Raw genomic sequence first — 23695 nt, 5'->3', positions numbered from 1 at the left:
GACCTAAATAAACAATTAACCAAAGTTTAAATAGCAACCTTCCCTTTGATGTGTGGATGAGGCTTATAATTTTCTAAGGTAAAGTCTTCAAATTCAAAGTCAAAAATCGACTTTACCTCAGGATTTAACTTCATGGTTGGCAAGGCTCTGGGGGTTCTGGAAAGCTGAAGTTCAACCTGTTCAAAGTGGTTGTTATAAATATGAGCATCTCCAAAGGTGTGTATGAAATCGCCTAATTCCAAATCACAAACCTGAGCTACCATCATGGTAAATAAAGCATAAGAAGCGATATTGAAAGGAACACCCAAAAACACATCGGCACTTCTTTGGTATAACTGACAGGATAATTTACCGTCTGCTACATAAAATTGGAAAAAAGCATGGCAGGGAGGTAGCGCTGCTTTTCCGTTGGCTATATTAGTGTCAAAAGATTTTGAAGTATCTGGCATCACGCTTGGATTCCAGGCAGAAACCATCATTCTTCGGCTATTGGGGTTGGTTTTTAAAGTGTGAATTAGTTCTTCGATTTGGTCTATGTCTTCAGAATTCCAGTTTCTCCACTGGTGACCATACACAGGACCCAAATCTCCATTCTCATCAGCCCACTCATTCCAGATTTTCACCCCATTATCCTGCAAATAGGAAATGTTGGTTTCACCTTTCAGAAACCACAAGAGTTCATAAATGATAGATTTGAGATGAATTTTCTTGGTTGTCACCAAAGGAAAACCTTCACTCAGGTCAAATCTCATTTGGTAACCGAATACACTTTTAGTTCCAGTACCTGTTCGATCTCCTTTCTGGACACCGTTTTCAAGAATATGTGAAATTAAATCGTGGTATTGTTTCATGACAAGTAGTGTTTGATGGCTTAAAAATAGAAATTTTATTGATTAAGGATTTAAGATACCAAAGAGAATTTCTTAAAAATTAATTTGTACTGGTTTTCTCATCAGTTAAAATAGAATGCAGATTTAAAAATGTAATCTATCCTATAATCATTCCGGCAATGGTAGCTGACATGAGCGAAGCAAGTGTTCCACCAATCAAAGCACGGATCCCGAATTCGGAAAGCGTTTTACGCTGTCCCGGCGCCAAAGAGCCAATTCCTCCAATTTGTATACCAATGGAAGCGAAATTGGCAAATCCACAAAGCATATAAGTAGCCATGATGACAGATTTCTCAAAATTTAAGCTAAGTACATTTGCTGTATTTTTTAGTTCGGCAAGCTGGATATAGCCCACAAACTCGCTGGCTACAAGCTTAATTCCCAGCAACTGTCCCATCAGCATCACATCCTCCTTGGCGACACCAATCAGCCACATCAAGGGGGCAAAGATAGTCCCTAAAACAGCCTCAAGAGAGAACTTGGAATAGGGCGTGTTTTCTGCTACTATAGAATTCAAGCTTGTCAATTCACCAATCTTTTCGAATCCGTAATTGATAAAGGCAATTAAGGCTACAAAGACCAGAAGCATTGCCGCAACGTTAGCGGCCAGTTTAAGACCTTCTGTGGTTCCGTTAGCTATAGCGTCAAGAATATTAGACCCTATTTTTTCTGAAGATACTTCTGCGTTCGTATTGACTTTAGCTTGTTGAGGATATAGAATTTTTGAAATGACAATGGCACCCGGTGCTGCCATTACCGAAGCTGCTAATAAATGCTTAGCAAAAGCCAATCGCATAACAGGATCATCTCCTCCCAGAAATCCGATATAGGCTGCCAAAACTCCACCTGCAACAGTCGCCATACCACCTATCATGACCAAAAGAATCTCAGAACGGGTCATGCGTTCCAGGTAAGCCTTTATCATTAAAGGCGCTTCCGTTTGACCAAGGAAAATATTTCCTGCGACACTCAAACTTTCAGCTCCAGAAATGCCCAATAGTTTTGTAAGTACCCAGGCCAGAGCTCTTACCACTTTCTGAATTATTCCTAAATAAAAGAGTATAGAGGTTAATGCAGAAAAGAAAATGATCGTGGGTAGAATCTGAAATAAGAAGATGTAGCCGTAAGTACTCGTGTCCATCAAGTCTCCCAACAGAAATTTACTTCCGGCTGCTGTGAAATCTAGTATTTTCACGAAAATGTTTCCGATAAATTCAAAAGCAGACTGAATAAAAGGGATTTTTAAAACTCCAATGGCCAAAATGAGTTGTGCAAGTAAACCAACACCAACCGTTCTCCAATTGATCGCTTTTTTGTTTTTACTTAAAACAAAGGCTATAAGCAGAAGACTTACCATGCCAAGAACACCTCTCCATAAACTATTGAAGCTGAAATTTTGATTGGCAATTATGACTTTAGATGCGCGCTGCTGTTCGGCGGCTATTGCAGTTTTTGTTATTTTATTAAGTTGAACTTTAAACGTATCAGAAGTGAGACTTATTACTGAATCAGAAGATGATTGTATATTGAATCTGATAACATCTAAAGACCTTAACGAAGGGATTAAGCTTAAAGAATCCCGATTTGTTTTAAACCTACCTTCATAAACCAAATCCTTATCAGCATGGGTTATGCTGAATAAAGAATCCTTAAAACTTATGCTTTGGTTATTTTCAAAGTAAAAAGCAGAATCTTGATTATCTTTGAGTTCTATTTCCCACTCACCTTGAAAAGATTGAGCGCATAGAAACGCAGGAAGACACATTAAAAGTGTCCAAATAAAGTTTTTCATTCTTTAGCTTCGTTTAGAAATTTCGTCACGAATTTTTGCTGCTCTTTCGTAGTCTTCATCATTCACAGCTTTTTCTAAAAGTTCGTTGAGTTTTTTGGTAGTCATCTGGCTGAATTCACTTTTAAAAGAGGATGTTTTTTCTTTCTGCTCAACATCGCCAGCATTTTGAATATTATCGGAACTATAAATATCTGTGTCTTGATTTTTGTCACTTAGGAAAATTCCTGCTTTGTCAAGAATATTTTTATAAGTAAAAATAGGAGCGTCAAATCTTAAAGCAAGGGCAATAGCATCACTTGTCCTGGCATCCACAGTTTCTTCAACACCATCTCTCTCACAAATTAAACTGGAGTAAAAAATGCCATCCACAAGTTTATGAATAATCACCTGCTTAACAAGAATTTGAAATCTATCTGCGAAGGTTTTAAATAAGTCATGGGTTAGGGGACGTGGAGGTTTTATCTCTTTTTCCAAAGCAATGGCAATAGATTGCGCCTCAAACGCACCAATGACGATAGGCAGTTGCCTGTCGCTGTCCATGTCACTTAAAAGCAAAGCGTAAGCTCCGTTTTGAGTTTGACTATAAGAAATTCCTTTTATGCTAAGTCTAGCTAAGCTCATACTACATTATATTGAATAAAAAAGCGGTCTAGTTTAAAAGGCTTGCTTAAAAACTAGACCGCCCTTTAAAGAGGCACAATTTATAAAAATTATGAGTTATTTGCTTTAAATTCCTTGAGTTTTTCAATCAATTCAGGAACAACTTCAAAAGCATCACCTACAATTCCATAATCTGCTGCCTTGAAAAACGGAGCTTCTGGATCTGTATTGATGACTACTTTGTTTTTTGAAGCACTTATACCGGCAAGATGTTGGATTGCTCCAGAAATACCTATGGCGATGTATAAATTTGTAGCGACTGGCTTACCTGTTTGTCCAACATGTTCGCTGTGAGGTCTCCACCCCATGTCACTGACGGGCTTGGAACAAGCTGTTGCTGCATTTAGAACATCTGCTAGCTCTTCTATCATTTCCCAGTTTTCAGGACCTTTCATGCCTCGTCCTGCGGAAACAACAATTTCTGCATCTGCAATACTGACTTTATCCTTATTTTTATCAACAGATACCACATCTATTCCGAAATTAGCATCAGATAATTCAGGAGAAAAATCTTCTTCTGAAAGGGATGCTTCATTTTCTTTAAGTCCGAAGGCATTGCTGGACAAACCTAAAACTTTAACATCTGTAGAAATGGAAGTCATGCTGAAAGCTTTGTTGGTAAAAGCAGTTCGTTCTACAACAAAACCTTCATCAAGTTTTGGAAGCGCTACAATATTGGAAGCATAGCCAGCCTCGAGGTTAACAGCCAGTAAGGGTGCCAGGTATTTGGCATTTGCACTTTGACTAACAATCACAATTTTGGAGTCTTCTTTCTTGGAAGCTTGAGTTATGACCTCTGCGTAAGCATCAGCATTAAATTTTGAGAGTTTATCGTTTGAGACTTTTAAAACCTTATCTACTCCGTAATTTTTAAGTTCTTCAACATTGTCAGCATTGATGGAAACAGCTGTTACGCTGGTACTCATTAAGTCTGCAATTCCTTTGGCATAAGAAGCAACTTCAAAAGCTGCTTTTTTGAGCTTGCCATTTTCTGATTCTGTATATACTAAAATTGACATTTTATTAGTTTTTAAAAGTTATATAGCTTTTGCTTCGTTGTGAAGCAAGTCTATCAATTTATCCAGGTTGTCTGCATCTACGAGAGTTATCTCTCCTTTAGGTTTTGGCTTTCTAAAGCTTTTAGCCTCAGTTAAGCTATCTGCAGAAATTGGTTCAACGACATTCAACGGTTTTTTTCTGGCCATCATAATTCCTCTCATGTTTGGAATTTTAAGATCGCTTTCCTCTACAAGTCCTTTTTGTCCTCCTATAACCAATGGTAAAGAGGATTTCAGAGTTTCTTTACCACCGTCTATTTCTCTTACGGCAGTAGCAGTATCACCTTCAACTTCAAGACTTACACATGTATTGATAAAATTAGCACCAATTAATTTAGCCAGCATTCCTGGAACCATCCCACCATTATAGTCGATTGATTCTCTTCCTGCAATAATTAAATCATATTTGCCATCTTTTGCAACTTCAGCCAGTTCTTTGGCCACCTGAAAACCATCTAGAGGTTCTGTGTCCACTCTGTGAGCGGAATCAGCTCCAATAGCCAAAGCTTTTCTTATAGTGGGTTCAGTATCTTTTCCGCCTACGGTTACAACATCCACTGTGGCTCCTTGTTTGTCTTTGAACCACATAGCTCTGGTTAATCCAAATTCATCGTTTGGATTGATGACAAACTGAACTCCGCCCGTGTCAAATTTCGTATCATCTTCAACAAAATTGATTTTGGAAGTCGTATCAGGAACATGGCTAATACATACTAATATTTTCATGATTTTGATTTTTTTACTTTAATTACACAAATATAATAGATTTGACTCAAAAATACTATGCATGCATAATAAAATTTTTATAAGATTCTTATGGGATATAGAATTTTGAATTGCTATTTTTGTCAATCTTTTTAATAGAAGTAAATACACATAAATGAGGACAATTCAATTTAGAGAAGCTATTGTGGAAGCAATGAGTGAAGAAATGCGTGCCGATGAATCTATCTATTTGATGGGAGAAGAAGTGGCAGAGTACAATGGCGCTTATAAAGCATCCAAAGGGATGTTGGACGAGTTTGGAGAAAAGAGAGTTATCGATACCCCAATTTCAGAACTGGGTTTTACAGGGATAGGTATTGGTTCTGCTATGAACGGTAATCGTCCGATTATAGAATTTATGACCTTCAACTTTTCGTTGGTAGGAATAGATCAAATAATAAACAACGCCGCCAAAATGAGACAAATGTCTGGGGGGCAGTTTAATATACCTATTGTTTTCAGAGGCCCTACTGGTTCTGCCGGTCAGTTGGGAGCAACGCATTCGCAGGCATTTGAAAACTGGTTTGCAAATACACCTGGGCTTAAAGTGGTGATTCCGTCCAATCCTTATGACGCCAAAGGACTTTTGAAGTCTTCTATTAGAGATAACGATCCTGTTATTTTTATGGAAAGTGAGCAGATGTATGGCGATAAAGGCGAAGTTCCTGAAGAAGAATATACTATTCCCTTAGGAAAGGCCGATATCAAAAGAGAAGGAACAGATGTAACTATTGTTTCTTTTGGAAAAATTATAAAAGAAGCTTACAAAGCCGCGGAAGAACTTGAAAAAGAAGATGTTTCCTGTGAAATTATAGATTTGAGAACGGTTAGACCTATGGATTATGACGCCATTTTAAAATCTGTAAAGAAAACCAATAGACTTGTGATTCTTGAAGAAGCATGGCCTTTTGGTAATGTGGCAACTGAAATTACCTATAAAGTCCAAAATGAGGCTTTTGATTATTTAGATGCACCTATTGTAAAACTTAATACTGCAGATACTCCCGCACCTTACTCTCCAGGTCTTTTAAAAGAATGGTTACCCAATAGTGATGATGTGATAAAAGCAGTCAAAAAAGTTTTATACATTTAACATAAATCAAATTATTAAATGAGCTTCATTTGCATAAAATTGCATTTGAAGCTTTTTTTATTGATGAAAAATATTCTATCCTTTTTATTTTTATTTCTATCCATTGTTTCTTTCGCTCAAACGAAGGTAAGTGGTTATGTGAAAGACACGTATGGAAACGCTATTCCATACGTGAACGTTTATTTTTTAAATTCATCTGAAGGAACCATTTCTGATGAAAACGGAAAATTCTACCTTGAATCCGAAAAAAACTATTCAGCTTTGGAGTTTTCTTTTATGGGCTTCGAAACTTTAACATTACCTCTAGACCAAAAAACCACTTATAATATTGAAGTTAATCTAGAAGAAAATTCTTCAGAATTAAGTGAGGTGGTTATATATTCAGGAAAAACCTCCAAGAAAAATAATCCAGCGATAGATATTCTTAAAAAAATCTGGAAGAATAAACGCGATAATGGAATCAAGAAATTTGATCAATACCAGTACGACAAGTATGAAAAACTGGAATTTGATCTCAACACCATAGATAGTTCTCTTATCAATTCAAGGGTGTTTAACGGAATGGAATTCATATTTGATGATTTGGATACCAATAATGTAACCGGGAAAACCTATCTGCCTATTTTTCTTAATGAGGCTACTTCCAAAATTTACGGCGACAATATTCTAGATGCTGAAAAAGAAATACTTACGGGAAATAAAAATGCTGGATTCAGTAACAATCAAAGCCTCATTGCTTTTATCAAAGACCTTTATGCGGAGTATAATGTCTATGATAACTATCTGAAGTTTTTTGATAAAAGTTTTGTCAGTCCTTTATCTACAACCGGGGTAGATAATTACAACTATGTCCTGACCGACAGCACCTATATCAAGGATAAATGGTGTTACAATATTGTTTTTTACCCCAGGCGTAAAGGCGAGTTGAATTTTAAGGGTGATTTTTGGGTCAACGATACCACCTGGGCCATCAAGAAAATCAATCTTGCCATGTCGAAAGGAGCCAACATCAACTGGGTAAAAGACGTTTACATAGAACAGGAGTTTGATGTGCTTAACGATTCGGTTTTCTTAATAACCAAAGACTTATTTATGACAGATTTTTCTTTTAGTAAAAAGGAAGAATCGAGAGGTGTTTATGGTAAGCGAACAACACTTTATGACAATTATGTGTTTGATAAGCCCAAAGGAAAAGCTTTTTACAAATACCAGCCAGAGGTTTTTAATGAAGAAATCTATAACAGGAATGATAAATTTTGGACTCAAAACAGACAGGAAGATCTTAATAAGGATGAACGCCAAGTCTATGCGATGCTGGACACACTGCAAACTGTAGACGCTTTTAAACGACTCTACAGTGTCGGATCTATTTTGGCTACAGGATATTGGGAAAGAGAAGGTTGGGATTTTGGACCTGTCTTTTCAACTTTTGGATACAATGAAGTGGAGGGAATTCGCCTAAGAGTAGGAGGTAGAACTTATTTTTCACAAAACGATAACTGGAGGTTACAAGGGTTTTTAGCCTATGGATTTGGTGATGATAAATTCAAATACGGCTTGTCTGGAAAATGGATGATAGATCCCAAAATGAGACTCATCATCGCAGGAGGAAACCGGAGGGATGTAGAACAGCTCGGAGCTAGTTTAACCAATACCACGGATGTGTTAGGGAGAAATCTGGCATCCTCATCTGTACTCACAGTAGGCTCAAATACTAGCCTGAGCAGCATTAACCTGACCAGTTTTTCTTTAGGTTTTGAAGCTTTCAAAAATTTTAATTTAAGATTTGAAGGGAATTTCAAAAGCCTGGAGTCAGCTTCAGATCAATTTAGCTTAGACTATTATACAACTCCGGAGCGCACTGAAACAAAATCTGTAACAGAACAGGTTGAAATTTCTACGATAATTCAATTTTCTCCTGGTCGTCAAACGACCGGCTATGGGGTGGAGCGACTCACTGTTAATGATGATGAGTATCCTCAGTTTTTTCTAAATTACACCAAAGGGCTTGGCAATATAACCACCTCTGATTTTGATTATGAGAAGATTCAATTTTACTACAGGCAACCTATCCAAATCGGTGGCTTCGGTGAATTTGTTTCCAGTGTAGAGTTAGGTAAAACCTTTGGAGCAGTGCCGTTGAGCTTGCTAAATATAGTTCCGGGAAATCAAACCCTTTTTTCGTTACAAGGTACATTCCCGCTTTTGGACTTTTATGATTTTGTAACAGATACCTACTTGAGTGTCAATTTTGAACATAATTTTAATGGCAGGTTTTTCTCACGAATTCCATTTCTCAGAGATTTGGATCTTAGGGAAATAATTTCAGTCAGGGCTGTTTCGGGAAGTATTTCAGAAGAAAATCAACTCCTCAACGCTTCTTTTACCAATCCAGTGCTAAGTGCTCCAGACATAGAGCCCTACTGGTCTTACAGCTTGGGTGTGGATAATATTTTCAGAATACTGAGGATAGATTTCCATTTCAGAGGAAATTACAAAGATTTACCAGATGCCAGAAATTTTGGGGTGACCGGAGGTTTTGGATTTAGCTTTTAGATTTAATAAAAAAAATAAATTTAGCGTAGGGCAGATGGCTTTAGTGGTGTTTTATAAGTGAAACTATAAAACATTTACACTATGAAAATTTTAAAACCAATAGCAGGATTATTAGGGATAGCACTGCTTTTCTCCTGCTCTTCAGACGATTCAAACTCAGACTCAGTAAGCGTACAAAAATCCAGTTTAGAAATTAAAGCAACTGCAACAACTGATGCTAGTGCGGCAAAAACTGCAACAGCCAGTTTAGCAAAAGCGACATCGGATGTTGAGATTTCAGAATTTTTAATCAACATTAAAAATGTTGAGCTGGAGTTTGCGGAAGGTTTCGGAATGAGTGCTGGAGATTCTTCTGGAAGCTCAAGCGAAGACGATGCTGATTATCTCAATTTTGATGAATTACCGAATGAGATTTTAGCTTATCTCGATGAAAACTATCCCAACGATGCGTTTTGTAAGGGAGAACTAGAAGATGAGCATGACGAAGATGATCCTTATAAGTATGAAATTGAATTGCAGAGCGGTACCGAAATTTATTTCAGAGCAGATTTTAGTGTCTATGCTACAGAAACCGATGATGAAGGTTGTGAAATCGATGATGACGATACTACTGAAGGGGATGATGATCGATACGATTCTGAAGACGATTTTGAATTAACAGGGCCATTCGAACTTAATTTGAGTTCGGACGTAGTAACTGTGATTGAGGTAGAGATTCCTGTAGGTGAGTATGATGAAGTAGAATTTGAAATGGAAAGAAGCGAAAATCCAATGAGCGATCTTTATAAAAAGTCTATCCTGATGAGAGGAACTATCTCGGGGACACCATTCGAATTTTTCCATACTTTTAGTGAAGAATTCGAAGTGGATTACGAAGATGCAGGTCAAAATCTTGTCATCACAGAAGACAACAGAAATTCGGTAGTTTTTGAGTTTGATTTAGTTACTGTTTTCAGCCTTGTGGATATTTCAAATGCAACAGATGCTAATGGAAATGGAACAATCGAAATCAGTCCGGAAGACAATGATGGAAATAATGAGTTGGCCAATAGAATAAAAGAAGCAATCAAAGATTATGTAGATCTTTTGGATGACTAATAAAAAATTGAGTCTCAATTTCAATACCCTGGCACATTCTTGTGTCGGGGTTTTTTATGTTAATTATTTTTTTAACCTGCGTTCCCTGGGGGACAGGCAGATTTATCAGCGTTCATCTAGTTATTTAGACCGTTGTTTACTGTGATCTCCCCAACCTTCAACGGACGCCTGACTTTAGTTTATCTGAAGGTTTTGAAGAGGCACACTACTTTAGAACAGGGCTAAAAGTTACTGCCAAATAAAAAACCAATTTCTCGAATACGTCTGTCCAGGTAAAAAATTTAGGCGCTTTTAGTAGTATCATTTAAGAGTCAGGGGCTGATAGGTCATAAGTCAGTAATAGCTTTTGGAAGTCTTTTTGAAACTCTGTAGCTGCTTTAAAAACTTAAAGAATAGTATACAATACTTTTCTCCTGACTTGATTTTAAGGTATAAAAAAGGCCTCTCAATTTCTTTGGAAGCTTTTTTGTCTTACTGTTCTATAAATGTGAATTAATTTATCTCTTTCTTGATTTTAGATTTGATTTGACTTAATATAATAAGTATACCTACTATGGGGATAGTACCAATAAATAAACTGGTAGTTTCTCCTCCGCTTATGAGTTTAGATACGATAAAGCCAATAAAAACAAGCCAGATAAGCAAAATGATGTAAAAAATAATAGTTAAGATTTTTAACTTGGATTTTAAATCCTCCTGAGATGGTTTTTCATCATCCATAAAGTTGAACTTTAGATTTTTTCAAAAATTAAAATAGTGTTTTCTTCTGAACTATCAGTGTCTCTAAGTATAATTTTATTCGGGTTTGCAAATCCTTGGACAATCCAGTCCTCATCAAGTTCATCTAAAAGATCACTGCCTTCAAAATCCAAGTCAAAAATAAGCTGGTCATCATCTATTTCAATATCCCAATCGCCAGAAAAAGATCCCACTGTGGATGGGTTTTCCACTGTAATTCTATTGTTGGGGGCGAATGCAAACCTGAAGGCTTCGTAATCTGAAATTTCGTTTTCGCCCTCATCATTCGTATAAGTAGTGATTATAAATTCTCCTGAGGTTATAAATGCTACAAATCGACTTATCCTCGAGGATTTGTTTGTTAGAAGAGAGGGGTTAAAACAGTCTTTATCAAGGTCCTGAATAGCTGTTTTAAGATCTATGTTTGAAGTAAGCGATTCTGATTCCCCATCAACAAAAACTGATATGGGATATATGATTTCGTAAAAGCCATTGTTTTGTCTAAGGTTTTTAATCAGGTTATAAAATTGAGCTTCATTTTGGATGGTACGGCGTGTTGAAACACTGTTTTCTGTATCAAAAATATTGATTTGAATTGGAAAATTATAGGTCAGGCATTTAATTTCAGTACTGCCTTCCACACTTGCAATTATGGCATCTAACTCACTTTTATTTTTTAAAATGACAGATTCGTAATTAGGGAGAGAAACTTCTACAGGAAAGCCTATGTTTACTGAGTAATCTGTTAAAGCAGATATTTCTTCGATAAGAAGTTGATAATCTATAAATTGTGATATGCTGAAGGTCTTTTCAGAATTTATCGTTATTTCAAAAGGAAACTCTAAACTCAAACTGTTAGAATTGTCTATGAAATCATCAAAGGCAGTAGGATTTTGATTAAGCCTGGATATAAGATTGCTCAACTCACCCTTGCTGGATAAACTTGTATTTTCCTCAATCTGTTCAAAAAGCTCTTCATTTTGACAACTGGTAAAAAGCACACTTAAAATAAAAAGGTAAAGATATTTCATCATTTGTAAATTTATTAAAAACCTCCTTATGTATAACAAACAAATTTTATTTTACCCTAAGTGTAAGATATGGTAAGTTTGCACTAAATTGTTTAAAAGCAAAAAGGTAAAGCAAATTTAGTTTATGGAAAAAGAGCTTATAGATAATGTTTGTGAAGAAAAGATTTTTGAGCGCATTTATGACAAACATTCTGAAGTCATAAATAATTATTTCTATTACAAATTTGGTGACAAAGAGCTAGCGGAAGAGTCTGTGCAGGAGGCATTTATCAAATTATGGGAAAATTGTAAAAAAATTCCTTTTGCAAAAGCTAAATCCTATTTATATACCGTTGCTAATAATCTTTCAATAAATAGGTATAAACATAAAAAAGTAGTGCTCAACTACGCTAATACAGTTCCTCAACGAACAGAAGACAGACAAAGTCCTGACTATAAAATGGAAGAGCAGGAATTTAAAATTAAGTTGCAAAAAGCAATTCAAAACTTGTCAGAAAAACAGAGAATAGCTTTTTTGCTCCACCGTATAGATGAGAAATCCTATAAAGAAATTGCAGATATTTTGAATATTAGTGTAAAAGCTGTAGAAAAACGAATGCAAAAAGCTCTTGAAAGCTTAAGAGAAAAAATAGATGCCTTTAAGTAGGGTAATGCAAAAGTGAAGTGTTTCAATTATAGAACTCATACCGATGAAAAAAAAATACAATTTGGCTGACTGGCTGGATGATAAAATAAGTGATGAATCTTTAAGTGATACTCAAGGAATTGATACTCTAAAGAAAATCAAGCATTATTCTTCTCAATTAGACAAACCTGACTTTAGAAAAGAGGAAGTTTTAAAACAAGTAAAGGAAAAACAAAACACTAAGAAACAGAAAAAAATAAATTGGTCTGTTGCAGCTTCAATTTTATTAATTCTAGGGATTTCTTCATTTGCTTTTTTGTTTTCAGTAAAAGATTTTACGTCACAAATCGATTCTCAGCAAAGCGTTTTATTGCCAGATAATTCTAAGGTTATTCTGGCTGAGGATAGTAAATTTAAATTCAACAACTGGTTTTGGGCTTTTGACAGGACAGTAAAAATGGATGGTCTGGCTTATTTTGAAGTAGCAGAAGGCAAAACCTTTACAGTTAAAACAAATCTTGGAAAAGTGCAGGTATTAGGAACTCGCTTTCAGGTGATGTCAAGAGACTCACTTTTTGAAGTAGTTTGTTACGAAGGCTCGGTTAAGGTGAAGTTTGAAGGTGACGAGAATATACTAAAGAAAGGCCAGTTCATAACTTATAATGATGGAGTCAAAATTGAGCAGAGCAATGTTTATGGGGAGAAACCCTCCTGGGTTTCAAAAACACATCATTTTGAAAACATAAGTCTTCCAGAGGTGATGCAAGAGTTGGAAAAAGAGTATCAGATAGAAATTGATGTGGTAAAGGTGACAGAAGATAAGCGCTTTACAGGTACGCTACCATCCGATAATTTGCCTTTGGCTTTAGAAATCCTGAACAAAACTTATCAAATGAATTACACAGTTATCAATGAAAATAAATTTATTTTTGTTGATAATGTTCAGCCATAGATTAAGTTCCAAAATCCTATTTGTAATTGTTCTGATTTTATCAGGCTACAATCTGCAAGCTCAATCTCAAAAAAAGGTTGAGCTTGTGGTGCTACTTAGCGATTTAGAAAGCAAGTATCACGTCAGCTTCAATTACTTGAATGAGGACCTAGAAAATTTAGAAATTGTTTTACCTGCAGAAAGTTTTTCACTGGATAAAACTTTAAATTTTATTAAAAAACAACATCCACTAAAATTCACCTTTATAGCTGAGCAAAGTATTACTGTAAGCGTTTTACGCAAACTTAACTGCTTAAGTTTTTACAGTGCAACTTCCAGTAAACCGATTTCAGGGGTTGAACTAAAATATAACGATCAAAACTTAGGGACTTCTAATTCTTTTGGTAAAATTTTCGTTGAGGATACTACAGATATTAGCAAACTTCAATTTTCACATCCGAATTATTTTAGTACTGAAGGAAACCTTTCTGATTCGAGTTCAGAATCCTGTAAACTTTATTATTTGTATCCCGAAATTGAGTTGGACGAAGTCATCATAAAGGAGTACTTGGCCAAAGGTATTTATTTGAATTTGGATAATAGTTTGAAAATTATTCCTCAGGAATTCGGGGTCCTCCCGGGCTTGATAAATCCGGATGTTTTGCATAGTCTTCAATACGTTCCTGGCATCGTGAATACAAATGAGACCATCGCCCAAATAAACGTTAGAGGAGGAACTCATGATCAAAATCTTGTCCTTTGGAATGGTTCGCGAATGTATCAAACAGGTCATTTTTTCGGGATGATTTCAGCTATCAATCCCCTTATGAATCATGAAATAAAGGTTCTAAAAAATGGGGGCTCTGCCTTTTACAATGAAGGTATTTCCTCAGTCATAGATATCTCTTCAAGAGGACATTCTCAAGACTTTAAAAGAATTGTTCAGCTCGATTTTTTGAGCGCAAATGCTGCTGCGTATGTAGAATTAAATAAAAACTCTAGCCTTCAAATCGCTGCTAGAAAATCTCTGACTGATGTTTATGAATCTCCAACTTATAATGGATATACCACTAAAGTATTTCAAAATACAAAAATCCAGGACTTACTGCAGGGAAATGATAATAGGATAACTACCCAGCAAGAACTTAGATTCTACGATGTTTCTCTGCAGTACGGTTACGAATTCAATTCAGGTAATCAGTTAAAATTCGATGTTTTAGCAATTCAAAATCAACTTTCTTTTGATGAGGTTTTAGAAACGACATCAGAGCAAAAACGAAATGATTTTGAACAGGGAAATTTTCTTGCTCATCTTGGTTATAAAAGCTTTTGGAATAAAAATCACTCCACATCCGTAGCTTTCAATGCATCTTTCTACAAGCTGGAAGCCTTCAATCAATCGGTTTTATCCAATCAAGAACTATTGCAGACCAATCAGGTTTTAGATTTCAAATTTAGTCTCAAAGATGCCTATCAACTTTCGGAGTATTTTCATTTGAATACAGGTTATCAGTTCAATGAAGTAGGGGTTAGAAATGATAATGAAGTGACTTCTCCTGAGGTGGTTTTAAGAGAAAAACGCGTGCTAACCACCCATTCTGGTATTGCGGAAGTGGAGTACAGTTCCAAAAATAAAAAGATCAGGACTCGTTTAGGAATTCGTGGAAATTACTATTCAGGCTTTGGTGATTTCAGACTGGAACCCAGATTCAATTTTAGTTACCAAGCCAATCGGTATTGGAGATGGAATATGCTAGCTGAACTAAAAAATCAAACGCTTACACAAGTCATAGATCAGCAACAGGATTTTTTAGGAGTAGAAAAAAGACGTTGGATACTGGCCGATGAAGAAGATTTCCCGGTCCTAAATAGCCGGCAAATTGAAGTTGGTGTGAATTTCAACAAAGACGGCTGGTTGGTTCAGGGCAGTTTATATCACAAACTAGTAGAAGGGATATCAACTGGAAGTCAGGGGTTTCAAAATCAGCTGGAGTTCCTTCAGCTCAGTGGAAATTATGAGGTGATAGGAGGAGAGCTTTTAGTTCAAAAGCAAATTGACGATGTCAGTTTTTGGTTTAATTTCTCGGTGATGGATAATACTTACGATTTCAACAATTTCGTCCCACAGCAGTTTGCCAATAATTTTGAAATTACTCAAAGTTCGGCTTTTGGGATTAATTACACACCGGGCAGGCTCGAATTGTCCCTTGGAGGGCGTTATTTTGCCGGAAGGCCAACTACAGACATCGATATGGAACAGCCTGTTTTAACACCAGACACCAATCCAAGACTTAATTTTCTCTCTCCAAATGGGAGCAATCTTGAGGATTACCTCCAAATCAATTTTACGGCTAGTCATCAATTTCAATTACCTGACTCATCAATTAAAACAGGGGTTAGCGTGTTAAATTTCTTCAATAGCAACAACCTTACTCAGCAATTTTTCAGATTAAATGATTCCACTGCTTCTGTGGAAAACGTGAGGATAAAAAGCCTTGAATTAACCCCAAATGTTTTTATTTCTTTTCAGTTTTAAAAACAGATTTTTTCAGTTCCTTCTGAACTTGCCTTATAGAGAATGCAATTAGGTTTTATCCCGTTCATCCTGAACATTCTACCACTCGTCGAAAACTTCAGAAAAAACTCAAAGTCCCCTCTTACTTTTGAAATGAACTTAAAACCTTAACGTCATGACAAATTTAGTAAGATTAGCTTTGATGCTTGTAATGATGAGTTACCAGAACTTTGTAGCTCAGGAAAAAACAACACTTATTGTAGAATTTGAACGTATAAAAAATACTTCAGGATCGCTATATATAGGAGTTTTTGAAAAAGAAAATTTTCTTAAGACCTCTGTTATGGGAAAAAGCATAGCAGTAAATGGCTCCACCCATACTGTGGAATTCGAGAACCTGGATTTTGGAGTTTATGCCATTTCGGTATTCCAGGATCTGAACGCTAACAATACCATGGATATGGAAAGCAACGGAATGCCTTTAGAACCTTGGGCAATGTCAGGCAATCCCAATCCTTATGCAGCCCCTTACTGGGAGGATGTGAAATTTAATTTTGATGAAAATAAGAAAACAGTAAAGCTTAAAATTTGAGAGACCATTTATCCGATGATTTAAAAGCCATTTGAAACTACTAAAGTTCCACTCAAATTTCGATAACTTTATAGTAAGCGGTGAGTTTTCAGGTAACGAATCAGTTATATCTGAAATGAAAGAATGGCTAGAAAAAACAATATAGTCAGATTCAGCTAAATCAGAATTTAAAAATATTCTTTATGATTTCTTCCATAGAAATAGGTCGGTCACTTATAGTTTGAAACTTCTTGATGAAACAGAGGACTTAATGAACACTCTTTCAAAAAATGAATTTATTGGTAGATTGACTTCAAATAAAATCACAAGAGTTATTTCCATGAAAGCCTATTTGATTTTTTATGAAATTAGAAATGATACAATTGAAATAGTCTCATTTTGGGACAACAGACAGAATCAAAAAAATAAAATTTAATTTAATCCCAAGATAAAAAACGAACTGAGAATTTAATTTTCAGTTTAGTTTTTATTTGATTATTGTTGATAGAGAAGTCAAAGTTTTTCTTATTTTTGCCGTCCTTGAAATTTATATAAAAAAGTGATTATGACATTTGATGTGTTAATAGAGATTCCCAGAGGAAGCAGAAATAAATATGAATACGATTTCGATTTAAAACAGATACGATTTGACAGAATGTTACATACGTCTATGATGTATCCTGCAGATTACGGATTCGTTCCGGAAACTTTGGCTCTTGATAACGATCCTATCGATGTGCTTGTATTGTTCACGAATCCTGTTGTTCCAGGCTGTGTTGCAAATGTTAGACCAGTTGGCGTGCTTAATATGTCTGATGAAAAAGGGCCTGATGAAAAAATCATTTGTGTTCCAGTGGCTGATCCCATGGGAGATGAGGTTCATAAGTTCTCTGACTTAAACCCTCATACCATCAAGGAAATCGAACATTTTTTTAGAACATACAAAGATTTAGAAAACAAAGAAGTCAATATAGGAAACTGGGGCGACGAGAAAGAGGCTGAAGAGCTTGTGAACAAAGCTATAACGCGCTACAAAGAAAGTGATACGGTTGCTCATAACTTTAGTTTATAAAAGTAATTAACATTATAAATAGCATAAAACCGCTTCTTAGGAGGTGGTTTTTTTAGTATATAAAATCTTCATTAATAGATTTCAAATTCTTATTTTTGCTGAAATTCAATAGAACATATGTTTGATAGTTTAAGTGATAAGTTAGATAAGGCCTTTCATGTATTAAAAGGTCATGGTCAAATAACAGAGGTAAATGTAGCAGAGACACTTAAAGAGGTGAGAAGAGCTTTGGTAGATGCCGATGTTAACTTCAAGATCGCTAAAGAATTTACCAATACGGTAAAGGAAAAAGCCTTAGGACAAAATGTACTTAAGAGTTTAAAACCTAATCAATTGATGGTTAAAATCGTGAAAGACGAATTAACCGAAATGATGGGGGGAGACGCAGAAGGCGTTGATTTATCTGGAAGTCCCAGTGTGATTTTAATGTCTGGTCTTCAGGGTTCTGGTAAGACCACCTTTTCTGGAAAGCTGGCCAATTTTCTTAAAACCAAAAAATCTAAAAACCCTTTACTTGTAGCCTGTGATGTTTATAGACCAGCTGCTATAGATCAGCTGCATGTGGTAGGAGAGCAGATAGGTGTTGAGGTGTTTTCCAATAAAGAAGAGAAAAACCCAGTCACTATTGCAGAAGCAGCTATTGCTCACGCCAAACAAAACGGTCATAATGTCGTCATTTTGGATACCGCTGGTCGTTTAGCCGTAGACGAGATGATGATGAATGAGATTTCTGATATTAAAAAAGCAGTTCAACCGCAAGAAACCTTATTCGTAGTGGATGCTATGACAGGTCAGGATGCTGTAAATACTGCAAAAACCTTTAATGAAGTTCTTGATTTTGATGGTGTTATCCTTACCAAACTTGATGGTGACACTCGTGGTGGTGCAGCTATTTCCATTAAATCTGTCGTCAAAAAACCTATCAAGTTTATTGGTACGGGAGAGAAGATGGATGCTATAGATGTATTCTATCCTTCCAGGATGGCAGATCGTATTCTGGGTATGGGTGATGTAGTTTCGCTCGTTGAAAGAGCTCAAGAGCAATATGACGAAGAAGAGGCTAGAAAAATCCAGAAAAAAATTGCCAAAGACAAGTTCGGGTTTGATGATTTTCTAAAGCAAATTCAGCAAGTCAAGAAAATGGGTAGCATGAAGGATTTGATGGGAATGATTCCTGGTGCTGGAAAGATGATGAAAAATATGGATATAGATGATGATGCTTTTAAGCAAATTGAAGCTATGATTCATTCTATGACCCCTCACGAAAGGGAAAACCCTACCAGTATCAATGCTAGTCGTAAAAAGAGAATAAGCAAAGGTTCAGGAACATCGGTTCAAGAAGTCAATCAATTGCTAAAACAGTTTTCTCAAATGAGTAAAATGATGAAAATGATGCAAGGCGGTGGTGGAAAGAAAATGATGGAAATGATGAAAAATCTTCAATAATTAGTCAGTCAAAAAGTTGTCTAAAAACTGAATTAAGCTTGATTTTCTTCTAGGGAGTTTTGTTCCAGTCTCCATTCCTCATAAGACTCCAAGTCTTTACTGATCAGTTTTAAAACAAAACCAAACACGGTTAAATCGTCCAAATAACCTACGAAAGGGATGAAATCTGGAATCAGATCTAGTGGGTTAATGATATAGAGAACGGTAAAAATCATGGCGGCTAGAGTCTTCCAAGGCGTTTCTGTATATTTTTTTTGTTTCACATCTTTTAAAAATTGAAACATCAAAATTATTTTATCCTTGTACTTTTTCCAGTCAGGATGGTTTATTTTTGCAAAAAGCTGATCTTTTTTATCAAATACAGTTTCAAAATCTGTATTTGAAACCGTTTCGATTCCTTCTTTTACAAAATTTTCATCAACTTTCTTTTCCGTCTTCTTTCCTGAGATTTTCATTTAATTTTTTTTCAGCTTTCGATTCAAATTCTCCATATTCTTTTTTGTAAATCATAACGACAAGCAAAAATAAGGATAATAATAAAGGACCAAAAATCAAGCCAATAAAACCAAATAGCGGAACTCCTATTATCACCCCCATCAAAGTAATAAGTGGGTGCTCATTTGCCATTTGCTTTAGTACAAGAAGTCTTACAATATTATCAGAAGAACCAACGACCGCCACACCATAAATGAGTACACCTATGGCAGCGAAAGTATCTCCCTGGTAATACATCAATAAAGTGACAGGGATAAAACCTATTGCGGTACCTACAAATGGAATCATGGAGCCAATTGTAGTTATCACAAACCAGAATAAAGGTTCCGGAACTCCAAATATCCAATAGCCAATCAATGATATAATACCTTGGAAAAGGGCTACTAAGGGAATACCTATGGCATTTGCTTTTACTTTCTTTGCTGATTCTGATGCAATTAATTTTAAGTTATCTACATCTATTGGAATATAAGTTTCCATTGAGATGGTAAGCTTTTTTTGGTTGAGAAGCATGTAGTATAATAAAAAGTACATGATACTAATGGCTATGAAAATTTCGAAAGTACCACCTGCCAGTCCTTGCAGATTTTTAGAGAGCCAGTCTGTAAAATCGGAACTATTAATTTGCTCACCCAATTTGAAGCCAGTCATATCTTCCACCTGTATAAGCTGAGCTTTAACTGCTTCTATAACTTTCTCAGAATTTCTAATGGCTTTACTTATTTTAGACGAAAGCATGAAAATAATCCCAAGCACTGGTAATAAAATCAAAATAAAGGATCCCAACATCAAAATACTAACACTCATCGTGGCATTCCATCCTTTTTTCAGCATTTTCTGCATAAGTCCTCTTAGTAAAACGTAAAACGTAATAGCGCCTAGAACTCCTGAAATATAAGGTAGAATTTCACTAAATATAAGCCCCCCTAACGATAGAATAATCAACAGGATGAAGAGTTGTCTTACAAGTCTTGGTGAAAGCCTGTCCATGTTATTTGGCAAAAACTTGATTCATATCTTTAAAGCTTTTAAACTCAAGTGCGTTTCCGCTGGGGTCCTTGAAAAACATAGTAGCTTGTTCTCCAGGTTTTCCTTTGAACCTGATGTAAGGTTCAATGACGAAATCAATTTTCTTTTGTTTCAATTGCTCGGCAAATTCATGAAATGTTTTCCATTCCAGCACAACACCAAAATGTGGGACCGGGACTTCGTGTCCATCTACAATACTAAAAGCATCTGGATTTGGTGCATGACTTTTGTCTTCGTGTATCACAAACTGATGACCATAGAAATCATAATCCACCCAATGCACATCACTTCTTCCTTCTCTAAAATTAAGTGTATTTGAATAAAAGGTTCTTGCTTCAGCAAGATTATTTACTGGAACTGCAAGATGAAAGGGGGTAAGTGATGCCATAGCTGTTGGGTTTTAATTATTTTTATTTTTGATACAAATCTTTAATTTCTTCAGGAGTCAGATGTCGATGCTCTCCTTTTTCTAAGTCCAATTTAATATTTTTTATCCGTGTTCGTTTCAAAGTTCTTACTCTATAATCTAAAGCTTCACACATTCTTCGAATTTGACGATTCAATCCCTGAGTTAAAACAATTTTGAAACTTCTATCTCCAAGCTTTTCAACTTCACATTTTCGTGAGATGGTATCTAAAATCGGAACACCATTTCTCATTTTTAAAATAAATTCGTCTGTAATTGTTTTATCTACAGTAACCAAATATTCTTTGTCATGGTAATGACGCGCTCTTAGAATATGGTTCACAATTTCACCATCATTGGTCATCAAAATAAGACCTTCACTCATTTTATCTAAACGACCTATCGGGAAAATACGCGTAGGATAATTGACAAAATCAACAATATTATTTTTTTCGACTTTAGAGTTTGTGGTACATACAACGCCTTTCGGCTTATTAACTGCTAAATACACCTTTTCCTCAGTCTCTTTCTCTACAAGATTACCGTCCACAAATACCTGATCGCCGGGATTTACCTTGGTGCCCATTTCAATAAACTCACCATTGATGGTTACACGCCCCTGCTCAAGGAGTTTGTCAGCTTCACGCCTGGAACAAAAACCTGCCTGACTTAAATATTTATTGATACGGATAGCATCTTCATTCATTTCTATTGATTTAAAAAGTTCAAGATTTCCTTACGAATCTCGTCTTTATTTAACGAGTGACCCGCACCTTCTGTAATTTTAAGCCTGGAGTGTTTAAGATTTTTATGAATAGCTTTTGCAGCTTCTACTGATGCTACTCTATCAAACTCATCATGAATAATCAAAGCCTCTTTTTCTATGTTTTTCGCAAAACCTGCAATCGAAAATTCACTAAAGTTGTAATCAAATTTTTCCTTAAAATAAGCTTCCAGGGCACGCATGAATTTATCACTTAATCTTAATATGCGTTTGTAATCACTCATGATAGCGCTCATTTCTGACGGTGCACCAAGGAGTACTAATTTTTCAACGAAAGAGCTTTGTTTTAAGTACTGATTGTAAACAATCGCCATTGCTCCAACACTATGACCAATAACAAATTCTGTTCGATAAAGCTTTAGCATGCGATTAAGACATTTTGAATACATTAGGACATTCAACAGTTTACCTTCAGAATAACCATGTGCTGGTGCATCAAATGCTATGATGTTGTAGTTCTCTTTTTGTAAATCTTTAATTAAATCTTTCCATCTGTGAGTATTGCTATCCCAGCCATGAATAAGAATCACTGTTTTACCTTCTCCTTTCCAATGGTAGGTTTGTATTTTATTGGAGTTGTATTCTATGGATGTCGTTTTCGCCTTATTCAAAAAAATCTCCTGTTCTGGTTTTATTTGGCCTTTTCTTGGTGAAGAAAATAATTCATAAGCCTTAAACACAGCTTTTTCTGGCTTGATAAGAAATAAGGAATTGAGTCTTAATCCAATTATTTTTGGTAGATATTTTTTAACCAGTTTTTTTGAAGCTTTCATAAAATAGACAAATTAAGGGGTGGATTTTTCAAATCTCAACCAAAAGTATTTAAGTGGGGCTTCATTTGGAATTTGATTGGCTTCAATTTTTGTTTCAGAATCAAATCTCAGCTTACTTGGCAGGTGTTTTTTGTCTATGACTAAATAGGCTCCGATTTCATCTATGCTTAAAATCACACTATTTATACTGTTTTGAATATTATCTATTTTATAATTTTTATAAATAGTTTTAAAACTACTGTCAATGGTTAAGCCCTTTTTAGTCTGATACTTAGGATCTAAAATTTGAATTTCGCTTATGGTTATCAACGAATCGCTTTGATAATTGGGCTCAATGATAAGAGATATTTCGCCTTCTTTATTGAAAATTTCAATTTCATTTGTCGTATTGAAACTTGATTTTAAATCAAATTCAGCAACAGAATCTTTTTTTAAAACAAGGCTTAATTCATCGATTTTAGTTTCAGGGTTGAGGAGCCCCAATTGGTTTTTAGCAATTAGAGTTTCAGATGTTGAGCTATTGCAACTCGTAAATAGGATAAGAGATAGAATGGAAAATAAGGGTATGAGTTTCATGTATTATTTTTTTTTCAAAAATAAATAAAGTCATCCATAATAATGGCCTCATTTGATCTTTATAAGTTTAGATTTAAGTTTTAATGCGAATAATGCTTTCAGTATCTTTGCAGGATGCAAAATGAAAATATAGAAAAACTTGTTCAAAAAGGGGTGATGCTTCCGCTTATGGAGGAATTCTACACTATACAAGGGGAGGGGTATCACACAGGAACAGCTGCTTATTTTATAAGAATTGGAGGTTGTGATGTGGGATGCCACTGGTGTGATGTTAAGGAAAGCTGGGATCCAGAAAAGCATCCGCCAACTCAAATAGGATCTATAATTGAAAATGCAAAGAAATACAGCAATACTATAGTCATTACAGGGGGGGAACCACTTACGTGGGATATGTCTCAACTTACAGAAGGTCTTAAAGCGAACGGACTGAACATTCATATTGAAACTTCCGGAGCTTATGACATGACTGGAGTGTGGGACTGGATTTGCTTATCTCCTAAAAAAATAAAATTACCTAAACCAGAAATCTATCCCCGTGTAGATGAACTAAAAGTTATTATTTATAATAAACACGACTTCAAGTTTGCAGAAGAACAAGCTGAACATGTGAGTGATAGCTGCGAGCTTTTTTTACAACCCGAGTGGAGCGTAAGAGAAAAAATGACTCCTCAGATAGTCGAATACGTTATGAAACACCCTAAATGGAGAATTTCGTTGCAAACCCATAAGTATTTAAATATTCCTTAAAAATTGCAAGAGAAGGTTAAAAAACGTTAATTAAAAAGATTTAT

Annotated in this window: 23 protein-coding genes and 1 pseudogene; 11 read left to right on the top strand and 13 right to left on the bottom strand. The window is 35.6% G+C overall.

Annotation, left to right across the window (positions count from 1 at the left end; genetic code table 11):
- Nucleotides 1-26 precede the first annotated feature (26 nt).
- From LB450_RS07890 to LB450_RS07870, 5 genes are all read right to left on the bottom strand, one after another.
- Entirely contained in the window at nucleotides 27-851 is an 825-nt protein-coding gene (locus LB450_RS07890) for a thymidylate synthase (protein ID WP_224487376.1), read from the bottom strand.
- Between the two features lie 136 nt (nucleotides 852-987).
- The gene (locus tag LB450_RS07885; RefSeq protein WP_224487375.1) at nucleotides 988-2682 is read right to left on the bottom strand and encodes a NupC/NupG family nucleoside CNT transporter; all 1695 of its coding nucleotides are present in this window, start codon (nucleotides 2680-2682) and stop codon (nucleotides 988-990) included.
- Nucleotides 2683-2685: 3 nt separating this feature from the next.
- Nucleotides 2686-3303 (bottom strand): bifunctional nuclease family protein, encoded by a 618-nt coding sequence (locus LB450_RS07880; RefSeq protein ID WP_224487374.1) that lies wholly within the window; start codon nucleotides 3301-3303, stop codon nucleotides 2686-2688.
- 89 nt (nucleotides 3304-3392) lie between these two features.
- Nucleotides 3393-4361, bottom strand: coding sequence for an electron transfer flavoprotein subunit alpha/FixB family protein (locus tag LB450_RS07875; protein WP_224487373.1), 969 nt, complete (start codon nucleotides 4359-4361; stop codon nucleotides 3393-3395).
- Nucleotides 4362-4379: 18 nt separating this feature from the next.
- Complete coding sequence (locus LB450_RS07870; protein ID WP_224487372.1) at nucleotides 4380-5126, bottom strand: electron transfer flavoprotein subunit beta/FixA family protein; 747 nt, start codon at nucleotides 5124-5126, stop codon at nucleotides 4380-4382.
- Between the two features lie 154 nt (nucleotides 5127-5280).
- Here LB450_RS07870 and LB450_RS07865 point away from each other — a divergent pair, with 154 nt between their 5' ends.
- The 3 genes from LB450_RS07865 (at nucleotide 5281) to LB450_RS07855 (ending at nucleotide 9912) form a co-directional block, all read left to right on the top strand.
- Nucleotides 5281-6258 (top strand): pyruvate dehydrogenase complex E1 component subunit beta, encoded by a 978-nt coding sequence (locus tag LB450_RS07865; RefSeq protein ID WP_224487371.1) that lies wholly within the window; start codon nucleotides 5281-5283, stop codon nucleotides 6256-6258.
- Nucleotides 6259-6321: 63 nt separating this feature from the next.
- Nucleotides 6322-8814, top strand: a complete 2493-nt coding sequence (locus LB450_RS07860; RefSeq protein ID WP_224487370.1) for a DUF5686 and carboxypeptidase-like regulatory domain-containing protein — start codon at nucleotides 6322-6324, stop codon at nucleotides 8812-8814.
- An 81-nt stretch (nucleotides 8815-8895) separates the two neighbouring features.
- On the top strand, nucleotides 8896-9912 hold the full coding sequence (locus tag LB450_RS07855) for a hypothetical protein (protein ID WP_224487369.1): 1017 nt from the start codon (nucleotides 8896-8898) through the stop codon (nucleotides 9910-9912).
- A gap of 492 nt (nucleotides 9913-10404) precedes the next feature.
- Here LB450_RS07855 and LB450_RS07850 read toward each other — a convergent pair whose 3' ends face one another.
- Together LB450_RS07850 and LB450_RS07845 are read right to left on the bottom strand one after the other, a co-directional pair.
- A complete protein-coding gene (locus LB450_RS07850; protein ID WP_224487368.1) occupies nucleotides 10405-10632 on the bottom strand; it encodes a hypothetical protein in 228 nt (75 codons plus the stop codon).
- Between the two features lie 11 nt (nucleotides 10633-10643).
- Nucleotides 10644-11681: a hypothetical protein gene (locus LB450_RS07845; protein ID WP_224487367.1), complete on the bottom strand. Its 1038-nt coding sequence runs from the start codon at nucleotides 11679-11681 to the stop codon at nucleotides 10644-10646.
- A 124-nt stretch (nucleotides 11682-11805) separates the two neighbouring features.
- On the opposite strand from LB450_RS07845, the gene LB450_RS07840 reads away from it, so the two are divergent.
- From LB450_RS07840 to ffh, 7 genes and pseudogenes are all read left to right on the top strand, one after another.
- On the top strand, nucleotides 11806-12327 hold the full coding sequence (locus LB450_RS07840; RefSeq protein ID WP_224487366.1) for an RNA polymerase sigma factor: 522 nt from the start codon (nucleotides 11806-11808) through the stop codon (nucleotides 12325-12327).
- Nucleotides 12328-12370: 43 nt separating this feature from the next.
- The gene (locus LB450_RS07835; protein WP_224487365.1) at nucleotides 12371-13258 is read left to right on the top strand and encodes a FecR family protein; all 888 of its coding nucleotides are present in this window, start codon (nucleotides 12371-12373) and stop codon (nucleotides 13256-13258) included.
- A complete protein-coding gene (locus tag LB450_RS07830; RefSeq protein ID WP_224487364.1) occupies nucleotides 13218-15773 on the top strand; it encodes a TonB-dependent receptor plug domain-containing protein in 2556 nt (851 codons plus the stop codon). Before LB450_RS07835 ends, LB450_RS07830 begins: the two co-directional genes overlap by 41 nt.
- A 154-nt stretch (nucleotides 15774-15927) precedes the next feature.
- Nucleotides 15928-16344: a DUF2141 domain-containing protein gene (locus LB450_RS07825; protein ID WP_224487363.1), complete on the top strand. Its 417-nt coding sequence runs from the start codon at nucleotides 15928-15930 to the stop codon at nucleotides 16342-16344.
- Between the two features lie 160 nt (nucleotides 16345-16504).
- A pseudogene (locus tag LB450_RS13915) lies at nucleotides 16505-16759 on the top strand (type II toxin-antitoxin system RelE/ParE family toxin); the annotation flags it as partial.
- Between the two features lie 129 nt (nucleotides 16760-16888).
- Nucleotides 16889-17395, top strand: a complete 507-nt coding sequence (locus tag LB450_RS07815) for an inorganic diphosphatase (RefSeq protein WP_224487362.1) — start codon at nucleotides 16889-16891, stop codon at nucleotides 17393-17395.
- A 117-nt stretch (nucleotides 17396-17512) separates the two neighbouring features.
- Complete coding sequence (ffh, locus tag LB450_RS07810; RefSeq protein ID WP_224487361.1) at nucleotides 17513-18841, top strand: signal recognition particle protein; 1329 nt, start codon at nucleotides 17513-17515, stop codon at nucleotides 18839-18841.
- Between the two features lie 32 nt (nucleotides 18842-18873).
- Here the strand turns inward: ffh and LB450_RS13910 are convergent, their stop codons facing one another.
- Genes LB450_RS13910 through LB450_RS07780 form a run of 6 tightly spaced genes read right to left on the bottom strand, consistent with a single transcriptional unit; the run spans nucleotide 18874 to nucleotide 22904 of the window.
- Nucleotides 18874-19296, bottom strand: coding sequence for a YkvA family protein (locus tag LB450_RS13910; protein WP_407692572.1), 423 nt, complete (start codon nucleotides 19294-19296; stop codon nucleotides 18874-18876).
- On the bottom strand, nucleotides 19259-20326 hold the full coding sequence (locus LB450_RS07800; protein ID WP_224487360.1) for an AI-2E family transporter: 1068 nt from the start codon (nucleotides 20324-20326) through the stop codon (nucleotides 19259-19261). Before LB450_RS07800 ends, LB450_RS13910 begins: the two co-directional genes overlap by 38 nt.
- 1 nt (nucleotide 20327) lies before the next feature.
- Nucleotides 20328-20753, bottom strand: a complete 426-nt coding sequence (locus LB450_RS07795; protein WP_224487359.1) for a VOC family protein — start codon at nucleotides 20751-20753, stop codon at nucleotides 20328-20330.
- A 22-nt stretch (nucleotides 20754-20775) separates the two neighbouring features.
- Nucleotides 20776-21477, bottom strand: a complete 702-nt coding sequence (locus LB450_RS07790; RefSeq protein WP_224487358.1) for a pseudouridine synthase — start codon at nucleotides 21475-21477, stop codon at nucleotides 20776-20778.
- A 2-nt stretch (nucleotides 21478-21479) separates the two neighbouring features.
- Entirely contained in the window at nucleotides 21480-22328 is an 849-nt protein-coding gene (locus tag LB450_RS07785; protein WP_224487357.1) for an alpha/beta hydrolase, read from the bottom strand.
- A 12-nt stretch (nucleotides 22329-22340) separates the two neighbouring features.
- Nucleotides 22341-22904: a hypothetical protein gene (locus LB450_RS07780; RefSeq protein ID WP_224487356.1), complete on the bottom strand. Its 564-nt coding sequence runs from the start codon at nucleotides 22902-22904 to the stop codon at nucleotides 22341-22343.
- Nucleotides 22905-23018: 114 nt separating this feature from the next.
- On the opposite strand from LB450_RS07780, the gene LB450_RS07775 reads away from it, so the two are divergent.
- Nucleotides 23019-23651, top strand: a complete 633-nt coding sequence (locus LB450_RS07775; protein ID WP_224487355.1) for a 7-carboxy-7-deazaguanine synthase QueE — start codon at nucleotides 23019-23021, stop codon at nucleotides 23649-23651.
- Nucleotides 23652-23695: the final 44 nt, after the last annotated feature.

It is taken from the genome of Psychroflexus curvus (genome assembly GCF_020164585.1).
GTDB lineage: Bacteria > Bacteroidota > Bacteroidia > Flavobacteriales > Flavobacteriaceae > Psychroflexus > Psychroflexus curvus.
Note: the sequence above shows the minus strand (reverse complement) of the source record. Positions and strands in the feature narration are given on the sequence as shown.